Origin of the sequence: Thermotoga sp. 2812B, from assembly GCF_000789335.1 — a bacterium.
GTDB lineage: Bacteria > Thermotogota > Thermotogae > Thermotogales > Thermotogaceae > Thermotoga > Thermotoga maritima.
In genome coordinates, this window is the sequence record NZ_CP003408.1 from 1,050,229 (window position 1) to 1,066,078 (window position 15,850).

The window sequence follows — 15,850 nt, forward strand, 5'->3', positions numbered from 1 at the left end:
AGAGTGGCAGAACTCTCGACGAGATACAATCCAGCTGAGATAGAGACCAAATGGTACAGATACTGGGAAGAAAAGGGCTACTTCACACCGAAAGGTGTCGGAGAGAAATTCTCCATTGTGATACCGCCTCCAAACATCACCGGAAGGATCCACATGGGGCACGCTCTGAACATAACTCTCCAGGATATCGTGGTCAGATACAAGAGAATGAAAGGGTACGATGTCCTCTGGGTACCCGGAGAAGACCACGCGGGTATCGCTACGCAGAACGCGGTGGAAAAGTTCCTCCTTCAAACACAGGGAAAGACGAGGGAAGAAATCGGAAGAGAAAAGTTCCTCGAGATCACCTGGGAGTGGGCTAACAAATACAGGAGGGAAATAAGAGAACAGATAAAGGCTCTTGGAGCTTCGGTGGACTGGACAAGGGAGAGGTTCACACTGGACGAGGGGCTCAGCAGAGCCGTAAGGAAGGTGTTCGTTGAGCTCTACAGGAAGGGTCTGATATACAGAGGAAAGTACATAGTGAACTGGTGTCCAAGGTGTAAAACGGTGCTCTCAGACGAGGAAGTCGAACACAAGGAACACAAGTCCAAACTCTACTACGTGAAATACCCCGTCAAAGACTCCGATGAGTACATCGTTGTGGCAACCACAAGACCCGAGACGATGCTCGGTGACACGGCTGTCGCCGTTCACCCGGAGGATGAAAGATACAAAGACTTCGTCGGTAAGACGCTCATTCTTCCGCTAGTTGGAAGAGAAATACCCGTTGTTGCGGACAAGTACGTTGACCCGAAGTTCGGAACGGGTGCGGTGAAGGTAACCCCCGCGCACGACCCGAACGACTATCTCATAGCTCAAAGACACAATCTTCCAATGATAGAAATCTTCGATGACAACGCGAGGATAAACGAAAACGGTGGAAAATACAAGGGACTGGACAGGTATGAAGCGAGAGAAAGAATAGTGAAAGATCTTGAAGAACAGGGCTTTCTCGTCAAGATAGAGGACTACACTCATTCTGTTGGGCACTGCTACAGATGTGACACGGTGATAGAACCGAAGCTTTCTGACCAGTGGTTCGTTTCTACAAAACCACTTGCCAAAAGAGCTATTGAGGCCGTAGAAAATGGAGAGATAAGGTTCTTCCCGGAGAGATGGACGAAGGTCTATCTGAACTGGATGTACGAAATCAGGGACTGGTGTATCTCCAGACAGCTCTGGTGGGGCCACAGGATTCCCGTCTGGTACTGTCAGGACTGCGGCCATCTGAACGTCTCCGAAGAAGACGTGGAAAAGTGTGAAAAGTGCGGCTCCACGAATCTGAAACAGGACGAAGACGTGCTCGACACCTGGTTCTCCTCTGCCCTCTGGCCGTTCTCGACCCTCGGCTGGCCCGAAGAAACCGAAGACCTTAAGAGGTACTACCCAACTGACCTTCTCGTCACGGGCTTTGACATCATCTTCTTCTGGGTTGCGAGAATGATCATGATGGGATACGAGTTCATGAACGACAAGCCTTTCAGCCATGTCTACATTCACCAGCTCGTCAGGGACAAATACGGAAGGAAGATGAGCAAATCCCTCGGAAACGGCATCGATCCTCTCGAGGTGATAGACGAGTACGGTGCCGATCCGATGAGGTTCACCCTCGCAATACTCGCCGCTCAGGGAAGGGACATAAAACTCGATCCGAGGTACTTCGATGCCTACAAGAAGTTCGCGAACAAGATATGGAACGCCACGAGGTTTGTTTTGATGAACCTTGAAGATTACAAAGAGGTACCTCTCGAAAACCTCAAGACGGTTGACAAATGGATTCTCACGAGACTCAACAAAACGGTGGAAGAGGTCACAAACGCTCTCGAGAACTACGATTTCAACATCGCAGCAAGGACCATTTACAACTTCTTCTGGGATGATTTCTGTGATTGGTACATAGAGGCTTCAAAGCCGAGGTTGAAGACCGAAGAGAGGAACCTTGTTCAGACGGTTCTTGTGAAGGTGCTGGATGCGTCCTTGAGACTCCTTCACCCGTTCATGCCGTTCCTCACAGAAGAGCTCTGGCAGAAACTTCCCGTGGCCGGTGAATCCATAACGATAGCGAAGTGGACAGAGGTTGAAAGAGAACTCATCGATGAAACCGCGGAGAAGGAATTCACCAGGCTCATGAACATGGTGCGCGGCGTCAGGAACGTGAGAGCCGAGATGAATCTGCCGCAGTCTCAGAGGGTGAAGGTGTACATCAAGGGCTATGAGATCACGGAAGAAGAAGAGCTCCTTCTCAAGACTCTCGGAAACATAGAAGAAGTCAGTTTCGTGAACGAAAAACCGCCGAAGACTGCAACAGCCTACGTTGAAGAGGAAATAGAGGCCTACGTGGACCTCGGAGGGCTCATAGATTTCGAAAAGGAAAAAGAGAGATTGAAACAGATCATGGAGAAGATCCAGAAAGAAATAGATCGTCTGGAGAAGAAACTCGCAAACAAAGACTTTGTCGAAAAGGCACCTGAGGAAGTGGTCGAAGAGACGAAAGAAAAACTCAACGCCAACAGGGAACGTCTCGCAAGGCTCGAATCCATCCTCAGAGATCTAGAATGAAAAAGAGGGGCCAAAGCCCCTCTTTGTTTTTCAGTGGTGTTCGTGATGGTGATGGTCATGAACTTCGTAGTCTGAATCTTCCAGTTGTCCTGAGAGATACTGGTTCACCACTTCTTCCACCGTTCCAGATGCACCCCTTATCACTTTTATACCCAGGGCTTCGAAGGTAGAGATGGCTCTTCTTCCGATACCTCTCACTATCACCAGCTCTGCTCCTTTTTCTTTCACAAAATTTGGGACAGCACCGTGAACATGATCCTGTGCAAGAGGGTTTTCTTCAACACTGATATCCGCTATTGTGTTGTTCTCCACCTTCACGAATGCGAAATACGGCGCTCTACCGAAGTGTTCCGATATGGGAGAATCTTTTCCTCTGTTTTCGGAGACAGGAATGGCTATGATCATTGTTTCACCTCCTCTCAGGGTTCGGGTTTGGTTTCCGTTTCTTTTGGTGACAGATGATCTTCGGCCAGGAGAGGCTTTATTATCTCAAAGGCTTTCTTCACAATTTTGTTCTGCGCAACCAGCTTTTTTATATAGGAAGCATCGGGGAAACTTATCGCTCCTGTCGGACAAAGGTTCATGCACGTCTGACACGCGACCATACAGTTGTAAGGACGCGCCACTATCACTTTTCCCTCTTTTTTGTCGAAGTCGAACACTCGTCTTCCGCAGGTTACAAAGCAGATTCCACATGTCACACATTTATCGTAATCGATGGTCGGGTACCACTCTATTTCTTTCCTGTCCACGCCCCACCATGGGACTTTAGAAAGATCACGAACTTCTCGACCAAGGGCATCCTTTCCAATCAACGGAGTGTTCTTTGCCTCTGCCATAGTCTTCCCTCCCAGTTTTGTTTTTCTTCGTGGTAAGGGGAGGGAGTATCAATACCCGCACCACCAGCACTGACAGACCTTTCTCACGACTCTCACCTCAGGGAAATTATATACTTTTTGCATATATTTGGTCAAACAAAAAATCGCAGAGTTTGGAGAATTTTTCTTGACTATTACATCAGAAAAAAATCATCGATAATGACTACTCAAAGAAAAAAGAATAGTATGCAAAGAAAATTTTAATGATAAAATTATCACAAAGACATTCAAGGGGGAAACAGTATGAGATTGAAAGTTTCTTTTCAGGCGATGGAAAGCACTGTTCCGTTGAATTACAACTATTTTCTTTCTTCTTTCATCTACAAGAGATTGGCTTCACAGAATGAAAACTTTGCCAGATTCCTTCACGAGAAGGGTTATGGGAAGAGGTTCAAGTTTTTCACTTTTTCACAGCTTTTCTTTGAAAATTCCAGAGTCAGCGGTGAGAAAATCTTCATATTTCCAGGAAAAGGATGGTGGTACATCTCATCCCCAGTAGTTGAATTCGTCAGGTACCTGTTTTCTTCTCTCTCCGAAGATCCCGTGATCAGGGTAGGGAAAACAGAGTTCATCGTGAGATCCATAGACATCGAAAATTCTCTTCCTGACCAGTCGGAATACCACTTTATCATGCTGTCACCGCTTGTGGTCAGTGTACCTGAAGAAAACAACGGAAAGCTTTACCACAGGTATCTTCATCCGGGAGAGGAAGAGTTCTACGAAGTTTTCAGAAAAAATCTTATGAAGAAGTACAGAGCTTTTTACGGAAAAGATCCAGAAGGCACTGTTGAAGTCATCCCCGATTGGGATTACATCAAATCACGTCAGCGGATAACCAAGAGGATCAAATTGAAAAACGCGTTCGTCAGAGCCGTGGTTTTCCCGTTCAAAATCAGGGGCGAGAAAAAGCTTGTAGAGATCGGCTATGAAGCGGGTTTTGGAGAGAAAAACAGCATGGGATTCGGAATGGTAGCGTTGAAGAAAGATATATAAGGGGTGATGAAATGTGTGAAACAGTCAAGCTGGTTACTTTTCTTGGTTTAGGTGAATACGAAAAAAGTTGTGTAGTTTTTGAAGAGGGTTTTTGTGTTCAACAAAGAATCTTTCCTCTGGCAATAGTTGAGTATCTGAATCATATCGGGAAGCATGTTGAAGTGTTATTCTTTCTGACAAAAGTGGTAAAAGAGAAAGAAAAATGGAGCGAGTGCATAAAATTTTTGGAGGCAAGAAAGGTACCTTACAAAGATTTTGAAATATTAGAAGAGCTACCCCCAGGTGACCTAATGAACTTTCTAGTAAAGAATCTTATAGAGAATCTGGAAGAAGGGGACAGAGTTATACTGGATGTTACTCATTCGTTCAGAAGTATTCCATTGATGGCAAGTGTAGTAGCCCTGTACCTTAAAGAGGCCAAAGATGTTAATGTGAGCGTAGTTTACGGCAAGTACAATAAAGAAACAAAAGTAACAGAGTGCGAAGATTTGACCCCACTAACTGAAGCTACATCATGGATATATGCTGTTCGATTGTTCAAAGAGTATGGATATGCGAAAGAACTCGCTGATTTGATAAAAAAGAGAAATGAAGAAATATACAGGAGAAGTCAAAGTTCGAAAAAACCAAAGCTACTTGGTTCTATGTCTCAAAAACTTCAGGATCTTTCGTCTTCTATACGTCTTGGATCCATAGTAGCCATAAGGAAGAATTTAACCAATTTCTTCAATTTTATTGATAGAAATAAGGCAAGAATAAGAGAGGAGACGGAGGTTTTTGTTCCAGAGATTGCGGCTCTCTTAGATGGGATCGAAAAAAGATACAGGGCTATACATGTTAAATCGGAGAATTTTGAACTGAGCGAAAAAGAATTGGAATCTGAAAAAGAGTTACTGGATTTCTATCTTCAAACAGGAGATTTAGGTATGGCTCTTCGTTTGGCAAGAGAATATCTTATAAATGTCTATTTGATGTCTGGAGGGGAGAAGAGTGACTTCTTGGATAGAAATGTTAGAGAGTCTGTGAACATTTCAACGTTTGGCTATGATACCATCCTTCAGGCAAGAAATCATGTTGCTCATTTCGGATTCAACAAACTCCAGCTTCCCTCCTTGAAAAAGATAGAAGATCACCTGAAAGTGCTTGTTCAAACCCCACCGGAACAACTTCTGGAGTCTGCGAGAAAAACTCAGCGAAACAGAAAAAGAGCTCTTCTCACTCCTCTCGGTACGACAAAAGGTGCTTTATACACCGTTCTGAAAAAAATTTCACCTGATCTACTCCTGGTTATAACTTCAAAACAGGGAAAAGCTATTCTTTCAGAAATTCTGGAGAAAGCTGAATTCAAGGGTGAATTTAGGGTAATCCTTCTCGAAGACCCTTTTATGGGTGTAAGTGAAATAGATCGAGTAGTATCCGAAATCAAAGAACATCTTTCTGACGTGGATGAAGTGATCGTCAATCTCACAGGTGGAACCACTTTTCTTACGTACGTTATCGAGCGTACCAAAAATCAAATTAGATACGGAAGAAAAGTAAAAACTATCCTGGCTGTGGACAAGAGAACTTACGAAGAACAAAAGCAAAATCCTTTTGTGGTGGGTGAAATTCTGGAGCTTGATTGAGAAAAGGAGGTGAATCTTCCTTGAAAGACAGAGAAGAGCTTGTCGTTGGGGCTCTCCTGCACGACATAGGAAAGATCGTAAGAAGGGCGGGGGATGACAGAAGACATCAGATTGCCGGATACGATTTTACAAACAAAGTGAAGAAATTCGCTGTAATTCAGGACTACATTCACTACCATCATGAAAAGGATCTTCTGAAAAAAAGTTTGGAAAACGAAAAGGTTTGGTATGTGTGCTTCGCAGACAACCTCTCGAGCAAAGAAAGAATGACTGAAGGTCAGAAGTTTGAAGAACTTCGAAGAATGGACAACCTCCTCTCAAAGATCCCGGAGGGGGAATCTTCCAGAAACGTCACTTACTTTCCTGCAAAACCAGCCAACGAAGTGGTGGAAGCGGTAAAGGATATGAAAGAAGATCAGAAAACCTACGAGGATCTCTACAGGAGATTTGTCGAAGACGCTCAGAAGATTTCTCCCACACCAGATGATGTGAATTTTCTCACTTACAAGTACTTCTCGTTCATTCCTCAGGAAACAAGAGTGGAAGGAGACATGGATATATCGCTCTACGACCATCTGAAGGTCACGGCTATGCTCGCTCTCTCGCTCTATGACTACGCAAAGGAAAACGACCTCAAATTCGAATCCTACCAGGAGATGAAATCATACTTTGAGAATTCCGACGTGAAACCTTTCCTCCTTGTTGGGGGAGATGTCTCCGGGATACAGAACTTCATTGCCAACGTCTCTTCAAAAGGCGCTCTCAGATCCTACAGAGGAAGGAGTTTCTTCATAGAAATTCTCCAGGAAGTCGTTGTGGATGAGATTCTTGATAAAACAGGCTTTTACAGGACAAACGTTCACTTCATAGGAGGAGGGCATTTCTACCTCGTCCTTTCCAACACGGAGAAGGTGAAGAAAGCCCTCGAAGAGATCAGAAACGAGTTGAACGAATGGTTCAGAAATAGGGGTCTTTCACTCCACCTTGTGATCGAATCTGTTGAATTTTCGGTGAAAGACGTGGAAGACATGTCCAAGGTTTTCAAGAAGATCGGTGAAAAGTTGAACGAAAGAAAATACAGAATGTACACGGAAAAAGACCTTGAAGCGATCTTCCCCGATGATTTGAATCTGATCCAGGAGAAGGGAAACCACACCTGCAAAATCTGTGGAAACAGAGTAGACAGGCTCTTTTCCATTCGAGAAGGGGAAGAGGAAATTGCATGTGACTTCTGCAAGGAAATGTACGATCTTGGAAGAGAACTTCTTGAAGAGTCTCACGTGTATCTTGCTGAAAGAAAGAATGGAAAGTTCGAGATTTTTAAGAGAAAATTCGATTTCTCGAGAGAACCGGGAGAGGGTTTCAGCTACAAGTTGAGAAGGATATACGAATTCTCAGAGAAGGAAAAGAACGTCAGAAGAATACAGGTGGTGACGTATTTCAAAGAACAGGAGTTCGAGAAAATCGCAGAAAAAGCACCTGGCAAAAAAATAGCGAGCCTCCTTGTTGACGTTGACAACCTTGGAAAGATCTTTCTCAAAGGCTTAAAGAAAAAGACCCTCTCCAGATACAGCACCCTCTCAAGGCTCATGAGCTTTTTCTTCAAAGAAAGAGTAGAGAGTATTGTTGAAAGAAAGAACGTTATGGTGATCTATTCCGGTGGAGACGATCTCTATTTGGTTGGCGGATGGAACGATGTTCTGGATGTGGCAAAAGAGTTGAGAGAGGCGTTTGGAAGATTCACAACGAACGATTTCATGACGTTCTCTGCGGGATACGTGATCACCGATGAAAAGACAAGCATGAGCCTCATAAGAGAAATGTCTGAAAGAGCCGAAAGCGCTGCCAAGAAATCCGGGAAGAACAGCATAGCATTTTCGAACAGAAGCTACTATGCAGTGAAGTGGAACACCTTCTTCGAAATGTACAACTTTTATCAAGAGCTGAAGGAAATAGCAGATAAAGTGGACAGAAGTGTCATCAGAAAGGCTTTGAATCTCACAAGGGAAGAGTCTCCTCTGAACAAAGCCTTCCTCGCCTACATAGAGGCAAGGGAGAACAAAGACGAAGACAAAAGAGTGGCAAATCTCATGAGAGAGAACATAGATCACCTCGGTGAAAACGCCTTGAATGTAATCCTCCAGTTTGTGGATCTTCATGCAAGAAAAAGCTGAAGGAGGGATGAGCGGTGGCAGTTTCTCAGAGCGTTTCTCTCAAAGAAGATTTGAAGGACCTTGTGAGAAAGGCAGAGGAAATCGGAAGGGAACTTTCTGGAAAGCTGAAGACAAACCAGCTTAGAAAGTTTCATGGTCACTTAACCAAAATCTGGAGCAACTACATCTACAAAAAGAAGGACTACAGGGATAACCCGGAGAAGTTCAACGAAGAGATCCTTAACGAGCTTCACTTCATGAAAATATTTCTCGCATATCAGGTTGGAAGGGATATCGAAGGTATCAAAGAATTGAAGGAAATACTTGAACCTCTCATAAACGAGATAAAGACTCCTGATGAGTTTGAGAAATTCAAAAAGTTCTACGATGCAATCCTTGCGTATCACAAATTCCATTCTGAATCCGAAAAAAGCAACAGAAGGGCAGCCAGAAGATAAGGAGGGATGAGCGGTGGAAAGGCCGATACTCGGAAAGTACATCATAAAGGGAAAGATCATTCTGGAAACAGGTCTTAGAATCGGAGGTCAGGAGCTCGGCGTGAACATCGGTGGTATAGACAATCCCGTTATCAGAAATCCTCTCACGGGAGAACCCTACATCCCCGGAAGCTCTGTGAAAGGAAAGATGAGAAGCCTGATGGAAAGGTTGTTGAATCTGGATATATCTGGGAACAAGGTAAGAAGACACGAATGCGAAGATAAGGAATGTAAAGTCTGCAGGGTGTTCGGTTCGACTTCGACTTCGAAAAATGGAAACAACATCCCTTCACGCCTTCTTGTCAGAGACGCGTTCCTCACAGAAGATTCAAAAACAAAACTCCTCAGCATGGAGACCGACCTTCCATACACGGAATGGAAAACAGAGAACGCACTGGACAGAGTCACCTGTAAAGCCGATCCGAGAAGCTTTGAAAGAATTCCTGCAGGTGCGGAGTTTGAATTTGAGATCATCTACACGGCAGAGAACGAAAAGCACATAAAGGAAGACCTCGAAAATATAGCCACAGCTCTGGAGCTTCTCGAAGACGACTATCTCGGTGGAAACGGCAGCAGAGGATACGGAAAAGTGAAGTTCAGTATAGAAAAAGTGATCTTCAAGAGTGCCGATTACTACAAAGGAGAAGGAACACCAGTAGAAAAAGAAGTCAAAGGTGGTGTTGAGGGCTTTAAGAAAGCCATTCCCGAAATCGTGAAAGGGTGATAGGAGTGCGCCTTCTGGTGAAGATGAGTTTCAGAAGTGGTTTCAAGGTGGGTAGGGGGAACGAGACCGATTCCACCCTCCCCACCATCCATTCCGATACCATCTACGGTGCTGTCGTGTATCACGCTTTCAAGTGGTCTGAGAAAGCCGAAGACTTCGCAAAGAAGTTGAAGGTCTCTTCTCTTCTGTTCGTTCGCGGTGATCGCCTTCTTGTTCCAAAACCTTTTCTTTACAACACCTATTCGTTGGAAGAAGATGATGAGGAAAGTCCAAAGGAGCTGAAGAAAGCAAGTTATGTTTTCCTGGACAAGCTCGCTGACTATCGGTCGATAAAGGAAGCAAGCGGTGCTGTCTGCAAGGAAAATCCGGTGGAGATAGTGAGGATTCCAAGAAATTCCCTCGACAGGATAACGAGTTCCTCCAATCTCTACTTTGTGGAAGTTGCTTTCGTAAAAGAGGGGTTCACTCCGGCATTTCTGGCAGAATTTCCCGATGAATACGAGGGGCTTTTCAAAACAGCTGTCAAGTCTCTTGGAGATAGTGGAATAGGCGCTGACTCAACTTACGGATACGGACTTTTCAATGCCGAGTTCGAATCTGCTCCAGATTTCCCGGAAGAGGGTGAGTACTATCTCACCCTGTCGCTTTTTGTACCTTCTGCAGAAGAGAGATCAAAGATGAACGAAGGATACTACAGGGTAGTAAAAAGGCGCGGAGTAAAAAGGGATGAAATGAAGGTAAAGAAGGAGATTTCTTATGTTCAGGAAGGTTCTGTGTTTCCTTTCAAGCCAGAGGGCCGTGGGGTGTTGAAGATAGAAGACTATTTTGTCCAGACGTCTCCACTCTGCGTGGCTTTCGGTGGTGATGGGAAATGAAGGTGACTCTCAAAACACTGACTCCCCTTCACATAGGAAGCGGCGAAAAGTATCCTCCTTGCAACCTCGTTGTTCTGAAAGAGGAAGAAAACAAAAAAACAGCTGTGAGGCTTATCACAAGAAAATTTCTTGAAGTTTTGAGGAAACACCCTGAAATCAAGCAAAACATCTCTGAAAATATCTCTAAACCCCTCAGTTTTAAAGAAGTAGAAAACGTGGAAGATGGTGTTTTCTATGAGGTGAGCCTCTACTCAGATTTCTCCAGTGGGAAGAAAAATCCGGAGATTCCTGAAGTTGTTCACCATCCCGACGGAAGCGTTTATGTCCCGGGAAGTTCGCTGAAAGGCGCTGTAAGACTTGCACTCACCTGGCACGTTTTGAGGAACAACAGGAATCTTCTTGAAGAATTCCGCAGGAATGTACAAAAGGATCTTCAAAATCACAAAAGGGCATTCTATCAGACCAATGAATTCCTGAATGGATTGTTCAGATTTGCTCCAAAAGAGATCAACACCGATTACTTCCGCTTCCTAAGAGTTTCTGATTCTCAAACACTGAGGACCCAGCTGGTTGTGCACGATGTCGGGATTTTCTACGTAGCTCGTCCCAACACTCACCCCAGAACTTTCCCTCTGGAGTTTGTTCCTATCAACAGAGATTTCGTCTTTGATGTGAGGTTTGTGAAAGAAGAATACGATTACTTTCTCACACACGTGAGAAAACGCTACGGAGTAGAACTTCCTGGAAGCATTGAAGAGATCTTTTCGATCGTGAACGAGTTCTACTCCGAAGTCTTCAAATTCGAAAGAGAACGCTTTAAAAAAGCAAAGGAGAATTTTGAAAAGCTCGACACCAGTAAAATCGAAGAAAGATTCCAAAAGATAGAGAAAGTGCTTCAAAGCAAGAAGTACGTACTCATACACATAGGATACGGTGGAGGACTCATGGCAAATTCGCTCTTCATTCTCCTTGACGAAGAGACAAGAAAACAGGTGAGAAACATTATAAAGTACCATAAAGATGACGAAGCTCCTCTCACGAGGAGATACCTCGTTCAGAGTGAAAACAACAGTTACAGAGTGATATCTCCGATAGGATGGTGTGCGTTGTGGTTGGAAGATTCCCAATCTACGTAGAAGAGGAGTTCACATCGGATGAAAAGAAGTGGGAGTTTGTCCTCTCGAAAATCGAGTCCATCGATCCGGCAGTGGCTTCCTTCGTGGAAGAAGCACCGGATGGAACAATGAGAGTGATCGGTCCGTTTCGGGCGAGGAGTGGTTACGCTCTTGTTATCTCCTCGCCTCTTTCTTCGCTCTTTCATTTCTTGGTTCTCAACGTTCCCCGTGTTTTGAACGCAGTCGTGAAACCCGGAAGAGCCTACGTCGAAATATACGAAAAGAGAGATCTTTTCGATTCACCCGGGGTGTTCACTTTGAAGGTGAAAGGAGCAAAGGGTTTCTCACTGAAGCAGTTGAAAGAAGACATGAAACTCTTCCTCGGTGTCGAGGTTGAACCCGCCTTCCAGCCGGTTTCTCTGAGAAACACAAAGAACGGTGTTATCGTGACCTTGAAAACCCTCACCCCTGAAACGACCGCTCTGGTGAAACTCTCGAGGCTTTGTGGCACCGGTGAGAGCAGAAAGTACGGACATGGAGATGTAGAGATCTACAGGATTGTTGAGTAAAGTCAGTTTGTTCTTTATTGAGTTCTATCACCACCGAAGAGCTGTTTTTCCTGTGAATGCAAAAAGAAAGAATAAAGGAGAGGGGCGCTATGAGGAGGGGTAGCGTGAAAAAGGGTTTCATCTTTCTCAGTTTCGTTGTGGTTATTCTGCTTTTTGTTACTTCTTTTGTATCGTCCAGCTCTGGACCTTCTGTTCCTGTGATAAAGGGCAGATGGGAAAGCGGCACTTTCGTAGGCGATTTTAACGGTGATGGAATTGTGGAATCTTTCAGAGTTGTGTTGATAGTAGAAGACCAGAATGGTTCCAGCTTCACCGGGAAAACCGGAGCGATTGGTAGCCCGCAGGGATACGACTTGGAGACAGAAGTCTATTTCAACATAACCGGCACGATAGACCAGTATGGATACATAACGATCAGAATCGTTGGACTTGAGAATGAACCTCCAACAGTCGGGAAGTACGAGGAAGGAAGGATAAAGCTTCAGGAACCCCAGTATGGTGAAGTAATTTTGTACAGAGCTTCATAGTTCTCACAAAGGCGTCCCTCTCCTTTGCTGTCATTTTCAAGTTTGGCTCCTTTTGAGGATTTTTTCCGTTGTGGTCGGAATTCCGAGAAAGATCACATTATCAAGTATTGTCTTGTTCCTCTTTATATCGAGAAGGTCGTAGGCTTTCCATATCTCATCAATACATTTCTTCAGGTGGCGTCTCAGTTCGGATCGTGCCTTTTCAAGGTCACCGTTGTATTTCTTGACGAGCGGGTTGAACACGTTTTTTCTCTTATCCTTTTCAAAGTCATCCAGCGCATCTACGATATAGAGCCATTTTCCAAGAGACAAACCAAGGTAGTAAAGAATTTTTCTCTGGGTTTCTTCTTTAACCATTTTGCTGAGGATTGTTCCAACTATTTTGCCCTGTTCTTCTGCGAGGATTTTGAAATCTTGTTCCTTTTTTTCCATTTCGTAGAAGTTCTCAAAAAGACTGGATATTTCGGGATCTTTCTTCAAAAAAGCGCTCGCAAATAGGTAAACGGGATTTTTTCTGTCTATGTAGTTGTCTTTCAGCTTTTCACGAAGAAGGGCAGTGAAAACACGAGCCACCTCGTCTATTTCGCTTGAGGAGTAAAAATCCACCTTTTTGAGGGTGAAGATACAGAGTTCTTTTTTTCTTTTCAAATCGCTGTTGTTCAGACTTGAAAGAAGAAGTCCAAGTGATGCGGCTTCGTAGGTGAGGAGGAAACGCGGAATGATTGAATACTTTTTCAAAGCTTTGCAGACACCGCAGTAGTACCCTCTGAATTCTTCGTACTCCTTCACTTTCAGTTCGCACTTCAAGGGTTTGATATATCCAAACATCAATTTTTCCTCCTGATGATTCTGAGAAGTTCTTGAAGGATCCTGTTGTACAGGTAGTCGTAGACAAAGAACGCAACCTGAACACCAAGAAAGCCGAGCACGTAGAGAGAAAAGGAAACATCAGGCAGTTCAGCATTGAAGAATTTTGAAGCCACAAACACCAAAAGCAGAGTAGAAGCGTTCAAGTAGAGAAACCTGATGAGAATCGGTTTCTTTCTGAGAAAACCGTAAAAAGAAAGCACGAAAAAGAGCAAAACATAGCCTGGATTAGGAACAAGAAGAAACACAAGAACATTCACAGCGATTATGATTGGAACAGATCCGATCCCGAAGAGTTCCACAAGAACCCCTGTGAAAACACTGCTCAAAGCGGCGAAAAATATCTTGCTCTTCGTGAAGTTCCCAATGTAGAGTAGAAGGACAACGAGAGCGGAAACGAGCCCTCCATAAGTGACTTTCTTCACATGCAAGGAATGCAGTCACCCCCGCATGCTTCACAACAGGTATCTGTGCACCATGCACATCCAAGGCAGGCGAGAATATCGCGACAGCCGTCGTTCCCCCTGTATCTGTATCCCATGGAATAGAACGTGTTATGTACATTTTCCTGTCCGGGTGTTTCTGAAAACTCACCACTCATCAATACAGCGTACGCTTCGTTGATCTGCTTCATTTTTTCTTCCGCAAGATCTTTGAGAGGATGATCCTTGTATCGGTCCGGATGGTACTTTTTCACCAGCTCTCTGTAAGCTTTCTCTATCTCTTCCTTTGAAGCACCAGGTGGAACACCAAGGACTTCGTAGGGATTCACAAAGATCACCTCCACGGCGAAAGCTTCTCTGATATTTTAACATCTGGAAGTATTTACGAAGGTGATGTTAGAAAAATCTTTATTAACTAAATCTTAATATGTTTTATTCATACAAACCAGGTTAGTTCCAATCATTCACAAAGTGGGTGATGCGTGTACATGGCACTGGAAGATCGATACAGAGTATGCAATTACCGGTAACGAAAAATTTCATGCGGGTTTGTGGTACCGGAAGCTATGCGTTAAAAAGGGAATAATGGATGATATGAAGAGACAATATGAAGAGAATTTGTGGTAATCGATGACGTGTAAGTGCTTTGAATTCGAGAAGTTAACAGTTAACTTCTAACACACTGAGGAATACCTTCTTTCATCTATTTGTGAAACATGGAACTAATCGATTTTTACCAAAAACACCCCAAAATGCCCTGACGTAGGTTGATATAATTTATCTTCTGTTTTTTGCTTGTGTTCTTTCGTTGTTGGACTATGCAATTATTCCATTTTTCCAAACAGTACTTGAAGGTGCTCTCTTGTGTGTTAGAATGGTTTATGGAGAAAGAGAATATGGAAGTTCAAAAAACATCTTGCTTTCAGAGTGTGTTTGTGATATAATTTCTCTTGAACTCAACGGGTTTCAATAATTCCTTAGAGGTATGGAAACCCCGTTTTCGATTGCATCGTTGAAATCGATGATGACGTTTCAATAATTCCTTAGAGGTATGGAAACTAGCCGACGACGTCGAGATCCCCAACAACTCGTACTCGTTTCAATAATTCCTTAGAGGTATGGAAACTATGTATATGTCACGGCTTCAGAAGATCACAAAAGGTGTTTCAATAATTCCTTAGAGGTATGGAAACATCTCCAGTAATCTTGTTAAGCGCAAGATTCAAAACGTTTCAATAATTCCTTAGAGGTATGGAAACAAGAGATAGTAAACATAGTCTTCCCGCTCTTCGATTTGTTTCAATAATTCCTTAGAGGTATGGAAACTTCTGTTTTGATGATCTGTGCGCCTAACGGGAATCCAGTTTCAATAATTCCTTAGAGGTATGGAAACCCTTTTTCTGCGGGGTTCTTCAAGCGGTACTTCAACGTTTCAATAATTCCTTAGAGGTATGGAAACAGCACTCGAGAAGAAACCGCCACTTCTCGGCAAAGAGTTTCAATAATTCCTTAGAGGTATGGAAACTTTTACCATTGACATGCAGCTTTTCACTGGGAGCAGCGTTTCAATAATTCCTTAGAGGTATGGAAACCGAAGAAGAGGTGATGAGACGTGACATTGAGAGAACGTTTCAATAATTCCTTAGAGGTATGGAAACAGCTTCTGTTTCATCGTTCCATTTCCAATTCGGCTTGGTTTCAATACTTCCTTAGAGGTATGGAAACGCGCCCGCCAGCGCCAGCGCCAGCATGCCAAAAACAAGTTTCAATACTTCCTTAGAGGTATGGAAACCATGACCACAGACAACTACAAGGCTATCAAGAAGAGATTCAATCCTTCCTTAGAGGTATGAAAAGCCCACAAACCGTATGATTTCTTCATCTTCGATACTGTTTCAATACTTCCTTTCAGGTGCAATGACTATGGATTTAGATTGTTGTCAGAAAGTGTACGTTAAAATGTGAATGATAACACCGCAGGGG

General features: G+C 43.8%; 15 protein-coding genes and 1 CRISPR repeat array. Of the genes, 10 read left to right on the forward strand and 5 right to left on the reverse strand.

Features of this window, described 5'->3' with window-relative positions:
- Nucleotides 1-3: 3 nt before the first annotated feature.
- Nucleotides 4-2,601, forward strand: a complete 2,598-nt coding sequence (locus tag T2812B_RS05200; protein ID WP_008194385.1) for a valine--tRNA ligase — start codon at nucleotides 4-6, stop codon at nucleotides 2,599-2,601.
- 30 nt (nucleotides 2,602-2,631) lie between these two features.
- Here T2812B_RS05200 and T2812B_RS05205 read toward each other — a convergent pair whose 3' ends face one another.
- Nucleotides 2,632-3,006, reverse strand: coding sequence for a NifB/NifX family molybdenum-iron cluster-binding protein (locus T2812B_RS05205; RefSeq protein WP_008194387.1), 375 nt, complete (start codon nucleotides 3,004-3,006; stop codon nucleotides 2,632-2,634).
- 14 nt (nucleotides 3,007-3,020) lie between these two features.
- A complete protein-coding gene (locus tag T2812B_RS05210) occupies nucleotides 3,021-3,440 on the reverse strand; it encodes a ferredoxin family protein (protein ID WP_008194389.1) in 420 nt (139 codons plus the stop codon).
- A 282-nt stretch (nucleotides 3,441-3,722) separates the two neighbouring features.
- On the opposite strand from T2812B_RS05210, the gene cas6 reads away from it, so the two are divergent.
- The 9 genes from cas6 to T2812B_RS05255 all read left to right on the forward strand — a co-directional run bounded on the left by cas6 (nucleotide 3,723) and on the right by T2812B_RS05255 (nucleotide 12,557).
- Nucleotides 3,723-4,472: a CRISPR-associated endoribonuclease Cas6 gene (cas6, locus tag T2812B_RS05215; protein WP_008194392.1), complete on the forward strand. Its 750-nt coding sequence runs from the start codon at nucleotides 3,723-3,725 to the stop codon at nucleotides 4,470-4,472.
- Nucleotides 4,473-4,483: 11 nt separating this feature from the next.
- Nucleotides 4,484-6,097: a TM1812 family CRISPR-associated protein gene (locus T2812B_RS05220; protein ID WP_008194394.1), complete on the forward strand. Its 1,614-nt coding sequence runs from the start codon at nucleotides 4,484-4,486 to the stop codon at nucleotides 6,095-6,097.
- A gap of 20 nt (nucleotides 6,098-6,117) precedes the next feature.
- Nucleotides 6,118-8,271, forward strand: coding sequence for a type III-A CRISPR-associated protein Cas10/Csm1 (cas10, locus tag T2812B_RS05225; protein WP_008194396.1), 2,154 nt, complete (start codon nucleotides 6,118-6,120; stop codon nucleotides 8,269-8,271).
- Nucleotides 8,272-8,285: 14 nt separating this feature from the next.
- Complete coding sequence (csm2, locus tag T2812B_RS05230) at nucleotides 8,286-8,708, forward strand: type III-A CRISPR-associated protein Csm2 (RefSeq protein WP_008194398.1); 423 nt, start codon at nucleotides 8,286-8,288, stop codon at nucleotides 8,706-8,708.
- 13 nt (nucleotides 8,709-8,721) lie between these two features.
- Nucleotides 8,722-9,471 carry a type III-A CRISPR-associated RAMP protein Csm3 gene (csm3, locus tag T2812B_RS05235; protein ID WP_008194400.1) on the forward strand — a complete coding sequence of 250 codons (750 nt, stop codon included), beginning with the start codon at nucleotides 8,722-8,724 and terminating at the stop codon, nucleotides 9,469-9,471.
- A gap of 23 nt (nucleotides 9,472-9,494) precedes the next feature.
- Nucleotides 9,495-10,346: a type III-A CRISPR-associated RAMP protein Csm4 gene (csm4, locus tag T2812B_RS05240; RefSeq protein WP_029683077.1), complete on the forward strand. Its 852-nt coding sequence runs from the start codon at nucleotides 9,495-9,497 to the stop codon at nucleotides 10,344-10,346.
- Nucleotides 10,343-11,482, forward strand: coding sequence for a type III-A CRISPR-associated RAMP protein Csm5 (csm5, locus tag T2812B_RS05245; RefSeq protein WP_004082354.1), 1,140 nt, complete (start codon nucleotides 10,343-10,345; stop codon nucleotides 11,480-11,482). Before csm4 ends, csm5 begins: the two co-directional genes overlap by 4 nt.
- Nucleotides 11,455-12,030 (forward strand): hypothetical protein, encoded by a 576-nt coding sequence (locus T2812B_RS05250; RefSeq protein WP_004082353.1) that lies wholly within the window; start codon nucleotides 11,455-11,457, stop codon nucleotides 12,028-12,030. The genes csm5 and T2812B_RS05250 overlap by 28 nt, the downstream gene beginning before the upstream one ends.
- Before the next feature lie 104 nt (nucleotides 12,031-12,134).
- Nucleotides 12,135-12,557, forward strand: coding sequence for a hypothetical protein (locus T2812B_RS05255; RefSeq protein ID WP_038050942.1), 423 nt, complete (start codon nucleotides 12,135-12,137; stop codon nucleotides 12,555-12,557).
- Between the two features lie 36 nt (nucleotides 12,558-12,593).
- Here T2812B_RS05255 and T2812B_RS05260 read toward each other — a convergent pair whose 3' ends face one another.
- Genes T2812B_RS05260 through T2812B_RS05270 form a run of 3 tightly spaced genes read right to left on the reverse strand, consistent with a single transcriptional unit; the run spans nucleotide 12,594 to nucleotide 14,196 of the window.
- Nucleotides 12,594-13,385, reverse strand: coding sequence for a DUF5685 family protein (locus T2812B_RS05260; protein ID WP_008194416.1), 792 nt, complete (start codon nucleotides 13,383-13,385; stop codon nucleotides 12,594-12,596).
- Complete coding sequence (locus T2812B_RS05265; RefSeq protein WP_004082351.1) at nucleotides 13,385-13,849, reverse strand: hypothetical protein; 465 nt, start codon at nucleotides 13,847-13,849, stop codon at nucleotides 13,385-13,387. The genes T2812B_RS05260 and T2812B_RS05265 overlap by 1 nt, the downstream gene beginning before the upstream one ends.
- Nucleotides 13,846-14,196 carry a J domain-containing protein gene (locus T2812B_RS05270; RefSeq protein ID WP_004082350.1) on the reverse strand — a complete coding sequence of 117 codons (351 nt, stop codon included), beginning with the start codon at nucleotides 14,194-14,196 and terminating at the stop codon, nucleotides 13,846-13,848. The genes T2812B_RS05265 and T2812B_RS05270 overlap by 4 nt, the downstream gene beginning before the upstream one ends.
- A 634-nt stretch (nucleotides 14,197-14,830) precedes the next feature.
- Nucleotides 14,831-15,724: direct repeats of the CRISPR family, unit length 30 nt; unit sequence GTTTCAATAATTCCTTAGAGGTATGGAAAC.
- Nucleotides 15,725-15,850 lie beyond the last annotated feature (126 nt).